Here is a 21274-nt window from a genome sequence, read left to right as displayed (position 1 = left end):
TACTATTTATCAATAAGAATGTTACCGATAAGAACGTCTACCGATGAGAAAGCTCGCAGTACCTTAGTACCTTAGTACCTTGTGGCGACTTTTAATTTCATCGCTCTCCCAACGATCCGTACAGCGAGATCGGAATCGTGACCAATGATCATAACGCAAAAGACGACATAAATCCTCATTCTTTTACACAGCTTTGACGCTTTTTATCCACAGGGAGATCACCACGCTTTGGTACTCGTAGAATATAAAGCCCATAGAAGATACTGTAGTGTAATCATGGTATATAGCAAATTCCATTTAGCTATCGTTTAAAATTCAAAGGGAAAACAGCAGTATAATTATTATTCAAATCTTAGGATCCGTGTTGGATCCTTGCGCTTTATTACACAGTCCGTATAATCTTGCACCCTGTGTGTAATGCCGAACGATTTTTTCCGGCTATGGCTGGTAGAAGTCAGGGTTAACACTTTAGATAGCAAAATATTGGGTAGCAACAAGCCTGACACCGATTGAAACGCGGTCAGGCTCGCGTCATCTTGGATTGACTAAGGGTAGTACATTTTATTACAATCCTGCCTCTTTCTATATATTGATGTTGCAATTGAGGCATCGGTGTCTACTTATTTCTCACTGGTCGCCAACGCATTTGCTGAATCAGTTACAAATTTTAAGTTAGGTAGAAATCGCTATGAAACGCACTTTTCAACCATCCGTACTGAAGCGTAACCGTACTCACGGCTTCCGCGCTCGTATGGCCACTAAAAATGGTCGTCAGGTTCTGGCTCGCCGTCGTGCGAAAGGCCGTGCTCGTCTGACTGTTTCTAAGTAATAAAGCTAACCATCCAAGTGGTTAAGCTCGCTTTTCCGAGGGAGTTACGTTTGTTAACTCCCGAGCATTTCACTTATGTTTTCCAGCAGCCACAACGGGCAAGTTCCGCAGAGATAACCATCCTTGGACGCCTTAATGAGCTGGGGCATCCCCGCATCGGTCTAACCGTCGCCAAAAAAAATGTTAAACGCGCCCATGAGCGTAATCGTATTAAGCGATTGGCTCGTGAAAGTTTTCGTTTAAACCAACATAAATTACCTTCCATGGATTTTGTGATTTTGGTGAGGAAAGGGGTCGCTGAGCTTGATAATCGTGAGCTAACGGAAACGTTAGGCAAATTATGGCGTCGTCACAGTCGGTTGGCTCGCGCCTCTTGATTACTTTAATCAGAGGTTATCAGTTAGTGATTAGTCCACTACTGGGGCCTCGTTGTCGTTTCAACCCTACTTGTTCCCAATATGGCATTGAGGCATTACGCAGGTTTGGAATGATAAAAGGCAGTTGGTTAACGGTGAAACGCGTATTAAAATGCCACCCTTTACACGAAGGTGGTGATGATCCTGTCCCACCTAGAAAAAACGAAGATAACAGAGAACATTAACGATGGATTCGCAACGCAATCTTCTTCTCATCGCTTTGCTGTTTGTTTCGTTCTTGGTCTGGCAGGCGTGGGAGAAGGACCAGAACCCACAACCGGCGACGCAGATCACGCAACAAGCAAATACGCTGAGTAGCGAAGCAAGCAATGGGCAAGGCAAACTGATCACCGTGAAAACGGATGTGCTTACGTTGCACATTAATACCCATGGTGGTGATATTGAAGAGGCTGACCTGCTGGCCTATCCTGATACTCTTGGTTCCCAAACGCCGTTTAAACTGTTGGAAACGACCCCAGAGTTCACTTATCAGGCTCAAAGTGGATTAACTGGCATTAATGGCCCAGATAATCAAGCTGAGCGTCCTCTCTATACTACCACTCAGAATAGTTATGTTTTGGCTGATGGTCAGAATGAGTTGCGTATTCCGATGACTTATACCGCACCAGATGGTGTTGTATATGTTAAAACTTTTGTGTTGAAACGTGGTAACTATGCTGTTTCTGTTGATTACAGCATTGATAACGTGACCGATAAACCGTTGCAGATGGCGTTTTTTGGTCAGTTGAAGCAGAGCGTTAACCTGCCGAAACATCGCGATACCAGCAGCAGTAACTTTGCTCTGCATACCTATCGTGGTGCTGCTTATTCTTCTGATGAAGCAAAATACGAAAAATACAAATTTGATGAAATTGAAAGTAAACCGCTTTCCGTAACCACAAAAGGCGGCTGGGTAGCGATGCTCCAGCAGTATTTCGCTACAGCCTGGGTTCCGGGAGAAGGTAAAACCAGTAATTTCTATACCATTGACCTGAAAAACCAGAAAATGGCGATTATCGGGTACAAAGGTGAAACCATTGATATTGCACCAAACAGTAAGCAGAATATCTCCTCTACCCTGTGGGTTGGCCCTGAAATTCAGGACAAAATGGCAGCGGTTGCTCCACATCTGGATCTGACTGTTGATTACGGTTGGTTGTGGTTTATTTCCCAGCCTCTGTTCAAACTACTGAAATTCCTGCATGAGTTCATTGGTAACTGGGGCTTCTCCATTATTGCCATTACCTTTATCGTGCGCGGTATCATGTATCCGCTGACTAAGGCGCAATATACCTCTATGGCGAAAATGCGTCTGTTGCAGCCGAAAATCACTGCGATGCGTGAGCGTTACGGTGATGACCGTCAGCGCATGAGTCAGGAAATGATGGCGTTGTATAAAACAGAGAAAGTAAATCCATTGGGTGGCTGTCTGCCTCTGTTGATTCAGATGCCAATCTTCCTGGCATTGTATTACATGCTGATGGGATCTGTTGAATTGCGTCATGCACCATTTATGGGCTGGATTAAGGACTTGTCTGCGCAAGACCCGTACTACATCCTGCCATTGCTGATGGGTGTGACTATGTTTGTGATCCAGAAACTGTCACCAACTACCGTGACTGACCCAATGCAGCAGAAGATCATGACTTACATGCCTGTCGTGTTTACTATCTTCTTCCTGTGGTTCCCGTCAGGTCTGGTGCTGTACTACATCGTCAGTAACCTGGTTACTATTATCCAGCAGCAGGTTATTTTCCGCAGTCTGGAAAAACGCGGTTTACATACTCGCGAAAAGAAAGCAGACCTTTCTAAAAAATAAGTCTTTTAAAAATAGATTTTTTAAAAAAATATATAGAGGGCGGTCATTGGCCGCCTTTGCTATTTCAGAAAATTGGTAAAAGAGAGAATTTCATGAATACCACCGATACGATAGTCGCTCAGGCCACTCCTCCGGGACGAGGCGGTGTAGGCATTCTGCGTATTTCTGGCCCCAAAGCTGCGGAAGTTGCTGAGGTGGTATTGGGAAAACTCCCGAAGCCCCGTTATGCCGATTACCTGCCGTTCTGTGATCTGGATGGTTCTGTATTAGATCAAGGTATTGCTCTTTATTTCCCAGGTCCTAACTCGTTTACTGGTGAAGATGTGCTGGAGCTCCAAGGGCACGGCGGGCCGGTTATTCTTGATTTGCTGTTGAAACGTATTCTGGCAATTTCCGGTGTGCGTATCGCGAATCCGGGGGAGTTTTCTGAGCGCGCATTTCTGAATGAGAAACTTGACTTAGCTCAGGCTGAGGCAATTGCGGATCTGATTGATGCCAGCTCGGAGCAGGCTGCCCGTTCTGCAATGAATTCCTTGCAAGGAGCATTCTCCAGACAGGTTCATCAAATGGTAGAAGCGCTGACTAATCTGCGCATCTACGTTGAAGCGGCGATTGATTTTCCTGATGAAGAAATTGATTTTCTTTCCGATGGCAAGATAGAAGCCAAGTTGGATGAAGTGATTGCAGAACTTGAACATGTTCGTTTACAAGCACGTCAAGGTAGTCTTTTGCGTGAAGGAATGAACGTGGTGATCGCAGGTCGCCCGAATGCGGGTAAATCCAGCTTGCTAAATGCGTTGGCTGGTCGTGAAGCTGCGATTGTCACCGATATTGCGGGTACAACACGTGATGTTTTGCGCGAGCATATCCATATTGATGGTATGCCGCTGCATGTGATTGATACCGCAGGTTTGCGTGAAGCCAGTGATGAAGTGGAGCGCATTGGTATCGAACGTGCGTGGCAAGAAATCGAACAAGCCGACAGAGTGCTGTTTATGGTGGACAGTACGACAACCGATGCTATCGAACCTGCACAAATCTGGCCGGAATTTATGGCTAAACTACCTGCATCTCTGCCTATTACGGTTATTCGTAACAAAACAGATATGACCGGGGAAAAAATCGGTGTATCAGAGGGCAATGGTCATTCATTGATCCGCCTTTCTGCCCGTGAAGGTAAAGGGATTGATTTGCTGCGCGATCATCTAAAAGAAACCATGGGCTTCAACAGTAATATTGAAGGCGGCTTCCTTGCCCGTCGCCGTCATTTACAGGCACTGAATACCACAGCAGAACATTTGCAGGAAGGTCATCAACAATTGGTATTTGCCCGTTCAGGGGAATTGTTGGCGGAAGAACTGCGTTTGGCACAACAGGCATTGAGTGAAATCACGGGAGAATTTACTTCCGATGATCTGCTTGGACGGATTTTTTCGAGTTTTTGTATTGGGAAGTAATATTCTGAAAGCCCCAACAACATAAAGCTACTTCAAATTAATAGGTTGATTTGAAAAATTTTATTGGCTGGGGGGAAAGGATTCTGCTCCATTGTGCTCCGATTTTAGTTTTTCGGAGCACAATGAGAGTAAAACCAGTAGGTTCTTTATCTGAATGCAACTTCACTATGTTCTAAGTGTGGCCTAACCTGTTTGACATTCTTTGCCTCCTGCTCGTAAGCCTTGTGACGTACATCCCATAGCTCTACGGCATGTTGAATGTTCAACCAAAACTCAGGGGTGTTACCTAGCGCTACTGCAAGTTTAATCGCCATAGATGCAGTCAAATTTCCCTTATCGTGTACAATTCGGCTCAGGGTATTTCTGTGAACTCCCATAGCTTCAGCCAGTTCGCTGATCTCGATATTCATCGGCTCCAGGAATTCGGTTACCAGCATTTGGCCAACCGTTACCGGACGACGTTTTGTATTCCTCATAATCTTAACCTCCGTTAACCCTTGTACGTATGAGGATCTAGATAAGTATTTTGGGCAGTCCCACCAATCCACTGAAAAATAAGTCAGTATTGTTTATTCACTCGGATGGAACACCATCCCGAAAGATTACCCTGAAGGTGCTCAAAACGGTTTCCTGGCGGGATCCTCAGATCTGACTCCTGAGTTGCGGCATCCAGAATCTGGAGTTTCCTGAAAAGAACTCCTTCAATTGTACTGGGTATCTTTTTGGAACCAAGACATGAAGCTGTGTAACATGTTAATCAGATATTGAAAAAGTTATTTGGAAGGATTGACTTATTTTCTTGTAATAATTGATTGCCCGGTAATATAAACAGCACTATCACTCGCAAGGAACGTGACTAGTGCAACTTTACCCTTTAACCCTTTGGACATATTAAACTCAGGAGGGTTTTTTATTTGTCAATTCAACTCAAAGCTAATTTTCAGTGTTATATCTGCTGCCAGATTTGCAGGTTTCGGGCCAACGGATTTAGCAAGACCGAGGGCTTTTAAAGCCTCATTATCCATTGCACTGTAACCGGAGGATTGAGTGACTCTGGCTGTGGTGATGGAACCATCATCTTGCAGCATAAAATTGACGGTAACTGTACCTTCCTGTCTCATTCGTTTTGCTTTGCGGGGATAACGTTTATGGCGTTCAATTTCCTGTCTGAGTTTTGTGCGGTAATTATCCGATTCACTATTACCTTGACCCATCACTGGTTGTGAAGTTGTCGCTCTGCTCATGCCGCCTTGTGAATTGATCTGCTCAATGCCATTGGTTTCCAGCTCTTTTAGGTGCTGTTTCTGAGCGGGTTGAACAGATTGTTTTTCTACATTTTCTTTTGATTTTTCTTTCCGCTGCTTTTTCAGCTTTTGAGTTTTGACTGGCTCGACAGGCTTCTCGATCTTTTTTTCTGTTTGTACCTCTTTATCTAGTGTAATTGCTGGCGTTGTTGGTGATTCAGGAGCAGTTGGCAGTGGCTGAGATAATTCAACAGGTTCCGGTTCCTCCATCCATGTTGAAGCCGCTATCATAGTGATCGAAAATTCTTTCTCAGGCAAATTTTGGTTGAGATAGTGAGCACTATCATCGTAAGAATCTGTATGTCGGTTTAACAGCCATATCAGACTGGTATGCACTAAAACAGCAATCAGGATACCAACCAGAAAGCGTTTATTGAGCGTCAACGGAACATAGTTAACAGAATTGTCCGATATGGCTGTATTGATCATATAGTTCTCTAAAATTGGCTGGTAAGACTGAGTTTAAAGGTTCTGCCCGGTGCCGGTATCATTGAGCGGGTCAACGGATCAAGATAATAGCGGTTGGTTAAGTTAGTACCAGTCAGCTCCATTGATATGGTAGGGGTGATCTGATAGCTAACATAAGCATCAACAGTGAATACCGGATTCCAGCGCATTGGGTTGTTAGATTGCCCTTTGTATTCATTGGGTAAGATATCCATCAGCCATTTTTCATCTTTGTTTTCTGCTCCGCTGTGGTAGAGCATCCGGCTGCCCAGTTCCAGTTTTTCATCAAATAGACGTCCGCCGATATTCAGATTAGCTGAATATTTCGGTTGAATGGAAGTACGCAAATAACCCCCCGGAAAACCGCCATCAATACATTCAGAGATACCGTAACGATTCTGGGAGTCCATTCTTGCGACTGAGTTATTGTCACATACCTTGTTTCTCATATTGTAGACCAAGCCAATATCGGTAAAGACGCTACCGTTGTCGTAACGCGCTTGTAATTCCAGACCAGCCAGTTTTTGTTTATCCAATTGGGAGAAACGATAGGTATTATCCCGGTCGAACACATTTTCAATGACGGTGTTGTAATAGGAGAGTTTGATATCGGCATTGCGTTCAGCATTAACTAATTGGCTGAAATCATAAACGAAGCCCACTTCTGTGGTTTTGGCTCGTTCTGGTTTGAAGTTTAGGCCTGTGTAATTTTCTTTAACGGCTGAAAAACCGACAGTATCTTCAAAAATACTCGGCATTCTTACTGCTTCAGCATAACGGGTATAGATTCGGAAATTGTCGGTGATATAGGCCGTAGCAGAAAATGTCGGGGCCCATGCATGATCCTTACGTTTTGGAGCCGGTTCCCAGGGATCGGTAGCATCAGAGCCAGATACACTATTTGCATCGACTTTCATACCATATTCATATTTATAAACTTCTTTGCCACTTATTGGATCGATGATTCTCTCATTCATATCAAGTTGACCGTTGAAATAGGGGTTTTGGTTCTTTTTAAGCTGACCATTACTGGAATCATATTCCCAAGTGAATTTTTCTTGAACCATCCAACGCATCTGCTCATGGCGATCAATTCTGGATTTAATTTTTTTTACTTTATTACGTAACTCTTTTTTTTCTTTTCTGTTGAGTTTGGAATAATAATCGTTATTCTGCTTTTTCTTAAAATATTCCGATTCTTCTGTCGTTGGTGTTCGCCAATAACTCATCTCATGCCCAATGGTATCACCCACTTTTTTATAACGTCCATCTCTCGCGGCACGACGTTCATTGAGAAAATCATCTTTGGACCAATAGGAAACACGTTTAGCACCAGCGCTTAATGCCAGCCATGAAGCAGGACGCCAATCAAAGTTAAAGGCGAGATTGACTTCTTGGCGCTGTCCTTTTCTTGCCGGTGACTGGAAAAAATACATATTTTGGGGATTATATTCATCATTGGAATCCAGGTGTTCGCGTTGGAAATTTCCCATCAGGGTCAAGTCCAGATTATGGGTTAATTCAAATTTATTAGAAATATCCACGCCCCAGCGATTATTTTGGGAATTGGTGACAGCTGTATTTATCAGTGTGCCATCAATATTGGGAGTCTTTTTGTCGCGCTCTTGTTCCCATTTATAATCCCGGCTAACCGGGCTACGGGGATATCCACCTGCGGTATTGGTATTACTTGTCGTACGGGTTGTCCACAAGTTCATATCGAAATCGATATAGGGATTTTCAGCAGGGTGCCATTTATAAGTCAGGTTGGCCGCTTGTTGACGGACATTGGCCAGCGGCCATTGAGGAACCACATTATCTTCAGCAAGTACCATTGCCAGTCTTGAAGGCATAATATCGCCAAAATCCATGCGAGTATTGCGAAAACCGAGTTGTAGTGCTTGATCATCGGTGAAGTGCCAGGTGTTTTTAATTAACACAGATTGCATCTCACTGGAAGTATTAGGAACTTCATTACCGAGGCGGTAGATGCGGGCAGCAAAGGGCAAATAAGGATCTAAACTTGTTTTTGGTTCAGTCATCAGTTTTTTATCAGCTTCTGTAACGGCTTCATCATAACGATGGGCACCACCTTTACCGGCAAAATAGTTCCCCTGACGGCGGTAAGCATAAGCCAGCATTAGGTCAAAATACTCTTGCTTTGTGCCCACGGCGATGCGGAACGCATTGTCTTTGAATCCAAACAGCCTGCTGTCTTTTGACGAATGTGGCGTGATTTTCAAGACAGGATCAGTTTCAGCATCTTTGTAGGTAAAGTTGGGAATATCACGGTAATCTTGCCCTAGTGACAAAGAAGGAATTCGTTCCCTGACTGAGTTACTGCTGGTTTCCAGTTTGGTATTGATGCCAAATGTTTCACCTTCCGGCACCACATCATCAATATTTAGTGTCTTGATAGCGACTGCACCACCGATAGATCCTTTGACTTTACGATTCAGGGAGGGGCCTTTTTCGATTTCAATACTGCTGATTAAGTTAGGGTCAATATAGTTGCGGTTATTGGCACCGTTGTAACCACGCCCAACGGTAATGGCCTGTTCCGTTCCATCAATAGTGACGGGAACACGCCCTTGCCCTTGAACGCCACGGATATTGATATCTAAGGCACCACTATTGCGGGTATCACCGCTGTATACACCCGCGGCACCTTTAATTACATCGGCAGGAGATGCACCTTTGTAGCGTTCTATCTGCTTTTTGCCGATATAAATATTAGAGATATCTTTGTCATAGACCGCATCATAACCGGCTTCATCTTTATTACTGTTATCTGTAACCCGAATCTTACCTAAATCAGTCTTGCCGTTTGGGGCAGTGGTGGCAGGTTTGGATTCAGCAAACAGAGGTGGTGCTGCCAGTGAAAATGTCAGTGACAGAGCTACTGTGATGGGGGTAAGCCGGGTTTTAATTCGATATACCATTGATATCCCTCGTCTCATTTATCAATTATCATCGCGCCAATGAAAATCATCAGATTTTGCTTAAAAATATTTTTCCAGCCTGATTAGCACTTCGTTTTTGTTAAAGCTGTACAGCCAATCCACATTGCTGTGATTGCGTCGGTGGCGGAAAGTCACAGAGGGAGTCATGCCCAATATTTCAGCGGCAGGAATTTTGATAACAGCAGTGTAAATTTGCTCCGTATCCTGACGTCTGGCCCTAAGCATCGGGCTGTAAGCGCCAAAACGCCGATCCCGCAGTGTGGCAAACAGTGAGCCATTGATACCGGGGTAGATTTGACCGGCAATCCCGGCACGTCCACCCCATTGTTGATAACGGTCTGCGGGATGCAGATCGTTATCTCGGTAAACCCAGTCACCGCCGCCAAACAGGATAAATTCTTTGTTGATGGCGTGGGATAAAGTGAGGTAAGAAGAGGTGAGTTCACCATCTTTCCTGCGGTAATGTTGCTGATGGCGCAATTGTTTGTGCTCAAGTTCAATATTAAGAGCTGTTTGGGAGGTAATTCCCCATCTCCACTCAGTTTTGAGACCTGTGGCGCGATAAAAGGTATCACCAGCACGCTGCTTATATTCAAACACAGGGCCAAAAGAGATATTGTGGTTCCTGTTTTTATAATTGTAGCCACCGATTAGCTGGAAAGTGTTTTCGTTCTCATCGTGGTAGTCACGATAGTTTTCGCCGTAAATCAGGCCACGCCCAAAAATACCGTGATGGCCGATAAGCTGGTAGCGCCGGTTTAATGTAGCATCATAAGACATACCCCACGCCTTGATAGCTCTGGGGACTTGACCTTGAAAGAATCGGTTATTCTTTGGGTCATAATGCTGAGAGAAGCTTTCCTGATCAGGAGACATATTGACGTTATCGTTATAGGCATAACCGGCAGAGAATGAGCCACGCCAACCATTTCTCAGTTTTATGGCTTTCAGGTAACTGTTAATGTTCTTTAAAACCGCTTCTGGTAACTGTTGCGGTTCACTCAATTCTGAGAACAGGTCTTCGGCTTCCCGGTTTTTATGATCTTCAAAATAAACACGAGCTAATTCTAGTTTGATGCGAGGAAAATCGGGTTGTTGGTTCAGGATTTGTTGATAATGATAAGCAGCAAGATCCAAATCACCTTCAAAACGTGCCAGCCCACCCTGGGCAAAATTTATCAACATAACATCATGCCCTGATAATTTTTGGTAAGCTGCGAGAAAACGACTTACATCTGACCATTGTCGATGATTGACGGCAAGATAGAGAGTCTGACCGATATCATTTAGATTATTTTCTACCTGAAATGTTTGCCCATTAATGACAATAGATGAAGCGTTGTCCTCGGTAAAAATGGGGTCAGGGGTAATCAGATTGGTTTCTTTTTCCTGTTGATTATGTTGTGCCTCTTGCCAGATTTTACGTGAGGTATCTTCATCAGCATAAGTGGATAAAGAAAAGCATAAGGCTATCAATGCTGTTAATAATATTGGCGTTTTTCTATTGTCAAACATTGGGGAAACCAGATCACAAAGTTCATGCTACTAGAAAAAATAAAAACAGAGAACGGTACCCATTTAGGGCACTGTTCTCTGAAGAATTAACAATTACTGTTTAGTACCACCGAAGGCGGTATCTTTGGTGCTGTCACCGTCAAATTTGGCATATCCAGCCAGACTGGATGCATTATCGCCAAAGAAGTGACCTTCTGTTGTCCCGGCAAGGTTGCCAATGTTAGCGTCGCCCTCAAACTTAGCATCGGCATAGATATCGGCATCAATATTTATTGTCATTGCAGTATTTGACATCGAACCAACCAGTGTTCTTTCACCAAAATCTGCAGTAAATGTACCTGTTAGGGCATTATTACCGTCGTATTGGTTAAGGCCTGTCACTGAATAAGTCGCTGTACCATCGGTTGGAATGTTGGTAGTGATATCCTTGCCAGCGTAATAAACTGTATGGGAATTATCACTTTCCTGACCAGACGACCATTCACCAAAGTAAACATCCGCATTGGCAACTTTGCTGAAATGGAATACACCCATACCACTGTGTGTACCCGGAGCACCCACCATTGAGATATTATGAATGCCATTATTATCGGCTGGAGCCATACGGGTCAGACCAGCAAACCCAATGATTTGACCACCGTAGACAGAACTGACACCTATACCCGGTTCTCCACCACTACCACCATGTGGACCTGAACCCGCCTTAGTTTTGCCAACCTTAATATATGATGGTGTACTTACTTGACTCTGACCAAATCCTACTGCTGCCTGAGCCTGCGCCATAAATCCTAATACGCCTATAGCAGCGACTAATACTTTAATCTTTCTCATTATTATCCTCGTTTGGATCAGGGGGTCCTTTTTACCCCATCATGAAAAACGAACTGATTTATTGCGCAAAGAAAATTACACCTTTCATATGGTAATGTAAATGATAATAATTATTGTTTGTTTTTGTGTTGTGGAGTGGCTAAAGGTGATTTTTATGTAACGTGATAAATTTATTTAATTTTTATTTTTTTTTGATAGATGGGGAACAATTTTCTTTTTGTCAAAAATGTGAGGTTAGTAAACTTAATTACTTTATATTATTGTGGTATTAATAATCTAATTTTATGTAGTGAAATAGTTACTTATACTCGGAGAAGCTCTTTTTTACGTGAGTATAACTCGAATTCCATTAAGAATATCTTTATATTTATCAATCTAATATCTGTTTAATCTCTTAGGGTCTAATTCCCCACCGCTTGCGGCGTAAACTAATGGTTTTCGATACCCGGCTGCTTGCAGCGGGGTTCTTCATTTTAGTCATTTTCAAAAATGCGCCATCCTGAAACAGGGGGCGACATGAGCGCTTGATTGGATTGTTGAATTCGATTCCTTTTCTGTGGGAGCAAACTTCCTTAAATCAATTACCCGATGATGGTTGGGATGCAGTATTGCGTAAGGGGGCAGAGGCTAAGGGGAAAAGGCAAGCAAATATGTTGTCAGCTTTGTCTGTTACCGTTGATCCTGAATTCCGTTGACATGATGTTCCGGCTTTATTAATTGATAGTGTGAAACAAACCGCTCGTGAAGCGGGGTTGCAAGGGATGGGTGTTTCATAGCCTTGATTAATCTTTTAACCGTTGAGGGTGTGTGTATACTGTTGCTCGTCCCGGCTTACAGAAACCTACCAGTGTCAGGTTACATTTTTCCGCTACTTCGATTGCAAGTGAAGTAGCGGCAGAAACTGCAAACAATATTTCCACGCCACAATTGGCGGATTTTTGCACCATTTCGTAACTGGCCCGGCTGGAAACCAAAACTGCCCCTTGCTGCCAGCCTGTTTTTGATCGCATTCCCAGTAACTTATCCAATGCAACATGGCGACCAACGTCTTCGCATCCACCCAGTAAATATCCTTCTGCGTCAACCCAACCAGCAGCATGGGTACAACCCGTTATTGCGCCGATATCTTGCAGACGGGGTAATTGTGAAAGCGCCTGATCCAGACAGCTTAATGAGAAATTTTGTGTAAAGGACAGGGGAGTGATTGGGCGAAATATTTCAGATAGCTGTTCAGTGCCACAAATACCGCAACCCGTTCTGCCTGCCATACTGCGACGGCGCTCTTTCAATTCAGCAAAACGGCGACTGGAAAGTTCGATATGTAATTCAATGCCGCCGTGACAACTGATGACTGAATCAATACCACGAATTTCCTGTGGAGAAATGATGAACCCTTCCGATAATGAGAAGCCGATTGCGAAATGTTCGAGATCTTTCGGACTTGCCATCATCACAACATGAGAAATGCCGTTGTAAACTAAGGCAATGGGGACTTCTTCTGCCACCCAATCCTGTGCGGGGCTGCTCAGATGATTTTTTTGTTGTACATAGATACGGGAAGTACCGCAAATCTTATCAATGATTAAGTGGTTTCCTGACCTTGCGTTATCCATCTGCTTCATTCTCCATCGGATTAATTTATGATGCTGTTGACTGAATATCGTCGGCTCAATCCGGCGTTTGAGCTGTCAGTAAAAATACCAGAGACTATTTTCTTCTCTGGTCTTACTGACTTTATTGCTTGAACAGCTCTTTATTCGAATTCGAATAAAAAATTATTCGAATAGTTTTCTGAGTCTACGATTCGCTTCTTGTTTATCAAAAGGTTCAAGTGACTCACTTGGAGACAAGCCGATATACTCCAAATGCTCTGCATCGTCTTCGGTCAGGATTTTTCTCTTTCTCAACTTGAGTAAATAATTCCATTCCCAAACACCGCCAGAATCTTCAGTCGGGCATACCCCGTTACCTGTGGTAACCCTAGGCTGAAGGATATCTTTTTCAAGTACCTTCTCTACTGTCACCAGATGGAGCCAGTCATCTCCAAAGTCATACTGGTAGTTGAGCTCATCGCCAATATCACGTAAGAATAAACCAATACATACTTGGTCATAATTTTCTTCCGGGATTTCTATTCCCCCAAGATCAAAACGAAACAGGTGCATATTTTCCCATCCCATGACATTTTGTATCACATCATGAAATTCATTCAGCGTCATCTGGTTACTGATATGAACCCGACGCCAGACAGCAGGGCTTGCTTCCAGTAAGCTGATTTTGATAACCAGCCCTTGCGGTGGGACTGAAGCCGAGAGGTCGTCCAGATCCATGGTAAAGATCTGAAAACTGAATTCAGACAGGGTATCAAATAAACCAAATCTCTTACGGTTTATCGCGGGATCGTGGAGTGCATGAGCCAAATCCAGATATTCATTCGTCAAGCGTTTCTCTTCTGGTGGTAGCTTATATCTCTCGACAGCGGCGGAGTAAGTCAGACGCCCGGTAAACACGTTCTTGTTTGCATAATAGTAGAGTTTCAACAAGTCTCTGGGCTTTTTCGCTTTCAATATACATTCTTCTGGTGCCAGCCAACTCATCATGAGCGCTGATTGAACAGCTTGGCCGAGGCTGAAGTAACCGAGGCGACTCTGCTCTTGCCGCTTCGGGTTTATCTCATAACCCAATTTCTGGCTCCATCGCTCAAGATCAAACTCTTCTGGTTGAGTCCAGTCGATAGGCAATTGTGACAACCAATAAAGTGAATAAAGGTCGAGAGGCGTGTTTGTCGTTTGCTGAACGGAAAAGATCCATGGTAGCACTTGTTGCAGCCAGTCTGGAGAAACAAGCGTAAATTCAACATTGGTATCGGTGCTTAATTGTGCTATTAACTCACTGAGTGTTTGGTCAGGGGCGGTATCCAATAAGGTTTCCCGGATACCAGATTTAAAATCCAGCATCATACTTATCTGGTATTCCTGACCATCCAGTATGGCTTTCATCATCATACTGGCACAATCATTGCCATCAACGTGGGTGGCATATAGTTCGTATATTTCTGCTGTCGTCCGTGCTTTATGGTGTGTCAGTGCGCGTTTTTTCCATCGCTTCATATAGTGTTTAATTGAAGGATGGCGGTTGAAGCGAGCACACAGGTTTATAAGCTGCAAGTAGGATAAATTTTTCCAAGCAGAAGAAGGACATTGATCCAGCACCTGTGCACTGGTAAGCGCTATTGGTTCCTCAAAGTATTGAGTCAGCAAAAGTAGTGCATCAATGCCCCATGAATACTGAATCACTTCCGAAAGTAAATGGTGTAACACTTCAAGAGGCGCAACAGAAAAACCATCTTCGAAAAATTCAATGAATTCGATACCGGATTGAAGACTAAGCTCATGAATCAGTTGTTTTAATTTGGGGGGCTTTTGGGGAAAAGAAGCCACATTTGTGTTATCGGTATGCTTTATAATATCCAGCAGATGAGCGATGTCAGTTTTGATGTGAAACTGGTATCTCTTCAAGATTGAAGAACATAACAATACGTTCTCACTATGCAGTTCGAAGTTTTCTTTAGCATAATTTAGAATTAGCTCAATAGCTTGTTCAAATTGTTGTTTGACTTCCTTAGGTGAATTGACAGCTATTAACGCGAGCTCTGAGATGGCAACTTCAATCCAATCTTGAACGCTGTCTCCTATATCATCCATAGTTTCCTTAGGTAGAGTTAATGCCGTAGTGATCATCAAAAAGACATTCTCTGGATTGGCAAACCACTGTACTTGTCGTGGGGTTAAATGCCGTTGTTTCTCAGGCTGGAGGGCATATTCTTCTATCGCGGAGAATAATTTTTCAGGTGTTAGTTTCATCATCAATCTCTTCTATTTTCAATATATTAATCAATAAGAATAATCATGATTGTACTGTCCAATCTAATCTAACCTAGATTGTAAATATAGTTATTAACAGCATTTCATTCTGATAATACCCTTATTTGTCACTATGATCGCCAAATTCTTCAACAAATTTCAAATTTAATAGTTAATTCCGATTGAATTAATCAGCATAGTATTAACAATGGAATCATGGTGATAGATTTTTTTAAACTTAGCTTTATCTGCCAGGTTGGCACACTAGGTACTGAAAAAATGGCTTTATTTTGTCTACAGTATATCGAGAGACCTGTGCTATTTTCATCGGCTGATGTGAAACTGGACTCATGCATGGAATACAGTAGAGTATGAAGAAAAAAATAATCTCAGGGGTCTATTTGGGGATATTACTGATCGCAGCCCTGGTATTAGTATTTGAAAAAAGTGCTGATATCTACCCCGCGTTAGTTTCTGTTGGTGTATTTAGTACCCTCTTCGGACTGGTATTTCTTATTTCAGCACGTTGGTTGTTTTCCGCAGTATTTACCGGAACCCTTTTTATTATCATCAAGTTCCTTAACCAGCTAAAAATTCATTACTATAAAGACCAACTGATGTTCTCTGATTTGAATATTATGCTCGATCCTTCAAATCAGGAAACACTGCGCCACTATTGGTTAGCCGGTCTTGCGGTAGTAGCGATGCTGGTTTGGCTAATCTTCAATATGTTCCTAAGCTGGAGAAGCGCAAATCCGGTGCGAGGACTAAAATGGCGGGCGTTGAGTGTTGTATTGGTTGCTGCCGGTGCTGGGAGTGTCAATCTTACCGTCAATGCTTACCATAACGAATGGCAGGCTGAATTACCCAAAGGACGTGGAACCATGACCAATATGGTTATGTCAGCTAAAGATGTAGAGTATCAATCTCCTAAATTTGGTATATCAGCGGATTATTTTTTGCAGCAGGCGAAAAACGTCACTCTGCCTGAACCACAGTCAGATGTAAAACCGGATGTGGTTGTATTATTGCAGGAATCTACGGTTAATCCGCATATTTATCAGTTACCGACGAATACCCGGTTACCAGACCTTTTTATGTTTCAGCACGATGCGGGGGTTAGCGCGCAAAGTCCACTCCGGGTGCAAACCTTTGGTGGTGGAACATGGCTATCAGAGTTTTCTATCCTGACTGGATTAGATACTGATGACTTCGGTTCGGGTAAAAATTCTGTGTTTTATTTTGTGGTTGATCATCTGCAAAATAGCCTGTTTCGTGCCATGAAAGACAATGGCTATTACACTGTGGTACTGACGCCATTTAATAAATCTGCCTATCATGCCGGACATGCTTACCAGACACTGGGCATTGATCGCATTATCCAGCCACAAGAGTTGGGTTATCCAGCAAGTATGGATGAAAATTTGTGGCAGATCAGGACACAAGATGTATTGTCTTACGTGAAAACTATCCTGACTGAGGAGACGGATAAACCTATCTTTATTTACGCCCTGACTATGTACGAGCATGGGCCTTATGAAGAGAACCATAGCGACGATTATGGATTGACGGGCAAACTTGAAGATTCATCAGCAGTAGGAAAATTCAGCCACTATATGGAAAAGATCACGACATCGGATCCGTCTATCAAGGAATTCAGTGAATTTGTGACTAAACGAGATAAACCGACAGTTTTTCTCTCATTTGGCGATCATCAACCAAATATCCATTTTAACCAGTATTCCTCTTCACTGCCCGATCCGGCGTATCTGACCCAATTTACGATGCGGGATAATCTGCAACAAGGAGCGCCTATGACCACCGGCAAGCTGACAGATATTTCTTTTCTCGGAGGGATGATTTTGGAAAGGACTCGGCTAACAGTTCCGCCTTTCTATCAGGCTAATATAACGATGCGTCATTTATGTGGTGGTGCGCTTAATGACTGTCAGGACAAAGCGCTGGTGGAGAGCTATAAACATTATATTTACCAGCAGTTATTTGTGGCAGGTAGAGAATAACCTGGGCATAGTGTAAATATTATGCAAATAAAACCTACACGGGCTCAATTGTGTAGGTTTTATATGTAAGCTTTATCTGGCCTATTTCGATGGTGTAATGCGGTAAGCGCAGCGTCGGGCACCGTTCAGAATATATTCAGTTCTTTCCACTTGTGCTTGCAGAATTTCCCGAAACATTTTGAGTTCAGCGCGACAAAAACCCTGGCATATGCTGGCGGCAGCACAGATTGGGCAGTGATTTTCAATAAACAAAACTGAATTATCTTCCTGAACGATATATTGAGCCATATAACCTTCCTGGCAGCGTATTTTAGCCAGACGCTCAATTTTTTCCTGTAATCCAGTTGCTCCTTCCATTGCGGTCTTATAATTATCAGTAACTTCTTTTTCACGAGATTTGATAATTAAATCCAAAGTTGATTCGCCCAATTGATTGCGGATAATTGTAATCATCTGGACGGTTAATTCTGCATGAGTATTGGGAAATTTAGCGTTCCCTTTGTCGGTCAGATACCAAAGCTGAATCGGACGACCGACACCCCTTATTTCTGAGTGCCCTTCAACCAGACCCTCTTTAGCCAGTTTCACAAACTGTTGGCGGGCTGCTTCTGCTGTGGTGCCTAATATCTTACCAGCATCAGCAGCTTGCATAGCGCCTCGCGTTTTTAATAGCATCAATAATCGTTCACTCACAGATTGTAGTGTTATCATGCTATTTTCCAAGTCTATGCTTGACATATTGTTGAACCTGACAGTAATTTATTTCAAGATTTATCTTGTTTAATTTAACGTAACAAATTTCACAACTCAACCTGAGTTCAGGAATAATAATCATGGTAATGACTGAGGAAAATCGCTGGAGGGATCTGTTTTCCAGTAAAAATGCACCGAGTGCGATAGCGCTTTCACTGGGTGTGGGATTGATGGCTGTAAATACTTTAATTGCGATTACGATTTTGCCTTCTGTAGTAAAGGATATCGGGGGATTGAACCTCTATGCCTGGAATACAACGCTGTTTGTTGTGGCATCTATTATCGGATCGATACTCTCAGCGAGACTACTGAGTACATCAGGCGCAAGAAATGCTTATTTGGTTGCGGCCCTGGTTTTTTTCATCGGCAGTTTATTTTGTACTTTCGCACCTACAATGGAAATCATGCTGATTGGGAGAGCCATTCAGGGGCTTGGAGGCGGATTTCTCTTTGCACTTTCCTATTCGATGATTAATCTGGTGTTTGCACAATCGCTTTGGCCACGAGCGATGGCATTAATTTCAGGAGTATGGGGGGTGTCAACTCTAATCGGGCCAGCTATTGGTGGCATTTTTGCTGAAATGAATGTGTGGCGTTATGCGTTTGGCATTATGTTGCCTATTACTTTGTTGTACGCCTTATTCACTTATCGGATTCTTCCCCAAAAACAGGTAGAGAATACAACGAAAACAGCTTTACCCGCTGTGCAGCTTATTTTGTTATCTGCTTCTGTACTCGCAGTTTCCTCAGGAAGTTTGTCACAAGATGTGCGTATCAATATTCTTGGTATTGTTACAGCAGTAATATTGGTATCCTTATTGGTTATCTATGAACCGCGAACTTCAGCAAAATTATTTCCAAAAAATGCGTTGAGTTGGCACTCTCCCCATCTAATCTTATTCGCGACTATATCACTTTTAGTGATAGGGTTAGCGGGTGATGTTTTTGTTCCCTATTTTCTGCAAATTCTGCACGGGCAATCTCCTTTAGTTTCTGGTTATATGGTTGCCACTGCGGCAATTGGTTGGACGATTGGGGAAATGCTCAGTGCTAGTTGGCAGGGTGAGAAAATTCGCTTTGCGATTGTAAGTGGTCCTGCTTTCATGTTTATTGGTATGTTGATATTGCTTGTAATGTTGCCCTGTCAGTCAGCGGGAGAGTGGCAAATAATATTACCGATAATTTTTGGCTTGGGGCTATTTGGTTTTGGTGTCGGTTTTGGTTGGCCTCATTTGTTGACCCGCATTTTGCAGGTTTCCAGTGATACTGATAAAAACATTGTCGGCTCATCTATTACTACCGTTCAGCTATTTTCCACAGCATTTGGCTCTGCATTGGCTGGTATGGTCACCAACATATTTGGATTTTATCAGCCCGGCGGTATTGAGGGCGCCGTTTCTTCTTCCCATTGGTTATTTTTACTTTTCTCTATTGCACCAATATTGGCGTTATTGACTGCATGGAAATCAGCAAGGATTACAGTAGAACAGTCGTAAAATAGGCAAATAGTATAATCTGTGCATTGGCTTTCTATAGAAAACCAATGCATAAGAAATATTTGTTATTTGCAGTATGTCAGCCATATTTATTAAATTCTGGGCCACGCATTCAAAGTGTTGTTCTTTGTATATACTCTCTATTTTCAATGCTAAGAGAAACCTCAAATGGCAACGGACGAGTATGACGAATAAAAAGACCACACCCACACCTCATGATGCGGCTTTCAAAGGGTTCATGACTCAGATTGAAAACGCCAAAGATTTTTTTGACATTCATCTGCCGGAAAAAATTAAGCAACTGTGTGACATTAGCACATTAACGTTAACCAATTCTTCATTCATTGACCGACAGTTGCGTTCGAGAATGTCGGATGTCCTCTATTCGGTGCAAACGCAACAGGGGGATGGCTATATCTATGTCCTTGTTGAACACCAGTCCACTCCAGATAAAATGATGGCGTGGCGAATGATGCATTATGCGTTTATGGCCATGAATCAGCATCTGCAACAGGGAAATAAGGAACTGCCGTTGGTTGTGCCCGTTTTGTTTTACCACGGTGATAGTAGTCCTTATCCTTTCCAGCAGACCTGGACGCAATGCTTTTCGTTGCCAGAATTGGCGGAAGAGATGTACTTTAATCCGTTTCCGTTAGTTGATGTGACCGTAATTGATGATAACGAACTGGTGAATCATCGCAAAATCGCCGTGATGGAACTGGCGATGAAGCATAAAAATTTGCGGGAGGGGTTTAAGGTCGTGACCACGCTATTGGCACAGGCCCTTAAACACAATTATAATAGTGACAATGATGTGGTTACTATCCTTAATTACCTGTTTATCACGATGGATTCACCGCATTTTGAACAGGTGATCCAGCAACTGGTTGAACAGGCAGATAGTCATCAGGAGGTGATTATGAGTATTGCTCAACGATTACAGGAAAAAGGTCGGGAAGAAGGCATTCAACAAGGCATTCAACAAGGCATTTTACAAGGCCTCCAGCAAGGTAGGGAAGAAGGTCAACGTGAGGCGCGATTAGAAATGGCGCGTAGCCTGTTAAAAAACGGTGTCAGTATCGAACTAGTTATGGAAAGTACCGGCCTGAGCCGTGACGAACTGCTCTCCCTGCAATAACCCCTCATCTTTATTCCTTTTTCGTGTTCTCTTACCCGCGTTTTTCGGAGCGGGTAAGGACTATAATAATGGTATGAATTAGGATTGAGTTTGCAGTAAGTTATGTGCACCCTGTTGGCTCCATTGCATTTGCTGCGTTTTCTTTCACCATGCGCTTTGATATCACTTCATTGATTGTGGATTCAACAAATACGGAAGAAATTGGCTCTCCGTGCCGATACATTTCGCCATAACTAGGGAGCATTTTAAATCGTATATATGGCATATCGATAATTTCAACATTGAGAATTCAGTAGTTGAAGTTTTATCGGAGGCGAAACTCGGCAGGTTTTGTTGATAACTCACACAATGTATTGCTATTTGTACTATTTGAATAATTCAATTTAAACCAACTGCTTGAAATGGAATATTATCAGGACACG

The 21274-nt window shown here is 43.0% G+C and carries 17 protein-coding genes and 2 pseudogenes; 9 read left to right on the top strand and 10 right to left on the bottom strand.

The window, feature by feature from the left end:
* Nucleotides 1–688: 688 nt before the first annotated feature.
* The 5 genes from rpmH (at nt 689) to mnmE (ending at nt 4521) form a co-directional block, all read left to right on the top strand.
* Entirely contained in the window at nt 689–829 is a 141-nt protein-coding gene (gene rpmH / locus HGO23_RS19480; RefSeq protein WP_038267117.1) for a 50S ribosomal protein L34, read from the top strand.
* Between the two features lie 17 nt (nt 830–846).
* Nucleotides 847–1206 (top strand): ribonuclease P protein component, encoded by a 360-nt coding sequence (gene rnpA, locus HGO23_RS19475; protein ID WP_099136767.1) that lies wholly within the window; start codon nt 847–849, stop codon nt 1204–1206.
* The gene (gene yidD / locus HGO23_RS19470) at nt 1170–1430 is read left to right on the top strand and encodes a membrane protein insertion efficiency factor YidD (protein WP_099136768.1); all 261 of its coding nucleotides are present in this window, start codon (nt 1170–1172) and stop codon (nt 1428–1430) included. Before rnpA ends, yidD begins: the two co-directional genes overlap by 37 nt.
* A gap of 2 nt (nt 1431–1432) precedes the next feature.
* Nucleotides 1433–3064: a membrane protein insertase YidC gene (gene yidC, locus HGO23_RS19465; protein WP_209027548.1), complete on the top strand. Its 1632-nt coding sequence runs from the start codon at nt 1433–1435 to the stop codon at nt 3062–3064.
* Between the two features lie 92 nt (nt 3065–3156).
* Complete coding sequence (gene mnmE / locus HGO23_RS19460; RefSeq protein ID WP_209027547.1) at nt 3157–4521, top strand: tRNA uridine-5-carboxymethylaminomethyl(34) synthesis GTPase MnmE; 1365 nt, start codon at nt 3157–3159, stop codon at nt 4519–4521.
* A 146-nt stretch (nt 4522–4667) separates the two neighbouring features.
* On the opposite strand, the gene HGO23_RS19455 is transcribed toward mnmE, so the two are convergent.
* The 6 genes and pseudogenes from HGO23_RS19455 to HGO23_RS19430 all read right to left on the bottom strand — a co-directional run bounded on the left by HGO23_RS19455 (nt 4668) and on the right by HGO23_RS19430 (nt 11581).
* Nucleotides 4668–4997, bottom strand: coding sequence for a HigA family addiction module antitoxin (locus HGO23_RS19455; RefSeq protein ID WP_244967851.1), 330 nt, complete (start codon nt 4995–4997; stop codon nt 4668–4670).
* 14 nt (nt 4998–5011) lie between these two features.
* A pseudogene (locus HGO23_RS19880) lies at nt 5012–5239 on the bottom strand (type II toxin-antitoxin system RelE/ParE family toxin); the annotation flags it as partial.
* A gap of 199 nt (nt 5240–5438) precedes the next feature.
* The gene (locus HGO23_RS19445; RefSeq protein WP_209027546.1) at nt 5439–6254 is read right to left on the bottom strand and encodes an energy transducer TonB; all 816 of its coding nucleotides are present in this window, start codon (nt 6252–6254) and stop codon (nt 5439–5441) included.
* Nucleotides 6255–6262: 8 nt separating this feature from the next.
* The gene (locus tag HGO23_RS19440) at nt 6263–9214 is read right to left on the bottom strand and encodes a TonB-dependent receptor domain-containing protein (RefSeq protein WP_209027545.1); all 2952 of its coding nucleotides are present in this window, start codon (nt 9212–9214) and stop codon (nt 6263–6265) included.
* Between the two features lie 60 nt (nt 9215–9274).
* Nucleotides 9275–10750, bottom strand: coding sequence for a surface lipoprotein assembly modifier (locus HGO23_RS19435; protein WP_099136783.1), 1476 nt, complete (start codon nt 10748–10750; stop codon nt 9275–9277).
* Nucleotides 10751–10843: 93 nt separating this feature from the next.
* Nucleotides 10844–11581, bottom strand: a complete 738-nt coding sequence (locus tag HGO23_RS19430) for a Slam-dependent surface lipoprotein (protein ID WP_209027544.1) — start codon at nt 11579–11581, stop codon at nt 10844–10846.
* A gap of 533 nt (nt 11582–12114) precedes the next feature.
* Between HGO23_RS19430 and HGO23_RS19425 the strand changes: the two genes are divergently transcribed.
* A complete protein-coding gene (locus HGO23_RS19425; protein ID WP_209027543.1) occupies nt 12115–12276 on the top strand; it encodes a hypothetical protein in 162 nt (53 codons plus the stop codon).
* Between the two features lie 87 nt (nt 12277–12363).
* On the opposite strand, the gene fdhD is transcribed toward HGO23_RS19425, so the two are convergent.
* Both fdhD and HGO23_RS19415 read right to left on the bottom strand, forming a co-directional pair.
* Nucleotides 12364–13194: a formate dehydrogenase accessory sulfurtransferase FdhD gene (gene fdhD / locus HGO23_RS19420; RefSeq protein ID WP_209027542.1), complete on the bottom strand. Its 831-nt coding sequence runs from the start codon at nt 13192–13194 to the stop codon at nt 12364–12366.
* Nucleotides 13195–13356: 162 nt separating this feature from the next.
* Complete coding sequence (locus tag HGO23_RS19415) at nt 13357–15447, bottom strand: plasmid pRiA4b ORF-3 family protein (protein WP_244967850.1); 2091 nt, start codon at nt 15445–15447, stop codon at nt 13357–13359.
* A gap of 368 nt (nt 15448–15815) precedes the next feature.
* On the opposite strand from HGO23_RS19415, the gene HGO23_RS19410 reads away from it, so the two are divergent.
* A complete protein-coding gene (locus HGO23_RS19410) occupies nt 15816–17465 on the top strand; it encodes an LTA synthase family protein (RefSeq protein ID WP_209027541.1) in 1650 nt (549 codons plus the stop codon).
* Between the two features lie 81 nt (nt 17466–17546).
* Here HGO23_RS19410 and HGO23_RS19405 read toward each other — a convergent pair whose 3' ends face one another.
* Entirely contained in the window at nt 17547–18203 is a 657-nt protein-coding gene (locus HGO23_RS19405) for a helix-turn-helix transcriptional regulator (protein WP_099136787.1), read from the bottom strand.
* Nucleotides 18204–18298: 95 nt separating this feature from the next.
* Between HGO23_RS19405 and HGO23_RS19400 the strand changes: the two genes are divergently transcribed.
* Both HGO23_RS19400 and HGO23_RS19395 read left to right on the top strand, forming a co-directional pair.
* Entirely contained in the window at nt 18299–19714 is a 1416-nt protein-coding gene (locus tag HGO23_RS19400; RefSeq protein WP_209027540.1) for an MFS transporter, read from the top strand.
* A gap of 184 nt (nt 19715–19898) precedes the next feature.
* A complete protein-coding gene (locus HGO23_RS19395; RefSeq protein WP_099136789.1) occupies nt 19899–20852 on the top strand; it encodes an Rpn family recombination-promoting nuclease/putative transposase in 954 nt (317 codons plus the stop codon).
* An 81-nt stretch (nt 20853–20933) separates the two neighbouring features.
* Here HGO23_RS19395 and HGO23_RS19390 read toward each other — a convergent pair.
* Nucleotides 20934–21096, bottom strand: a pseudogene (locus tag HGO23_RS19390) (ISKra4 family transposase); the annotation flags it as partial.
* Between the last annotated feature and the right edge of the window lie 178 nt (nt 21097–21274).

The organism is Xenorhabdus budapestensis (assembly GCF_017743015.1).
Taxonomy (GTDB): Bacteria; Pseudomonadota; Gammaproteobacteria; order Enterobacterales; family Enterobacteriaceae; genus Xenorhabdus; species Xenorhabdus budapestensis.
Note: the sequence above shows the minus strand (reverse complement) of the source record. Positions and strands in the feature narration are given on the sequence as shown.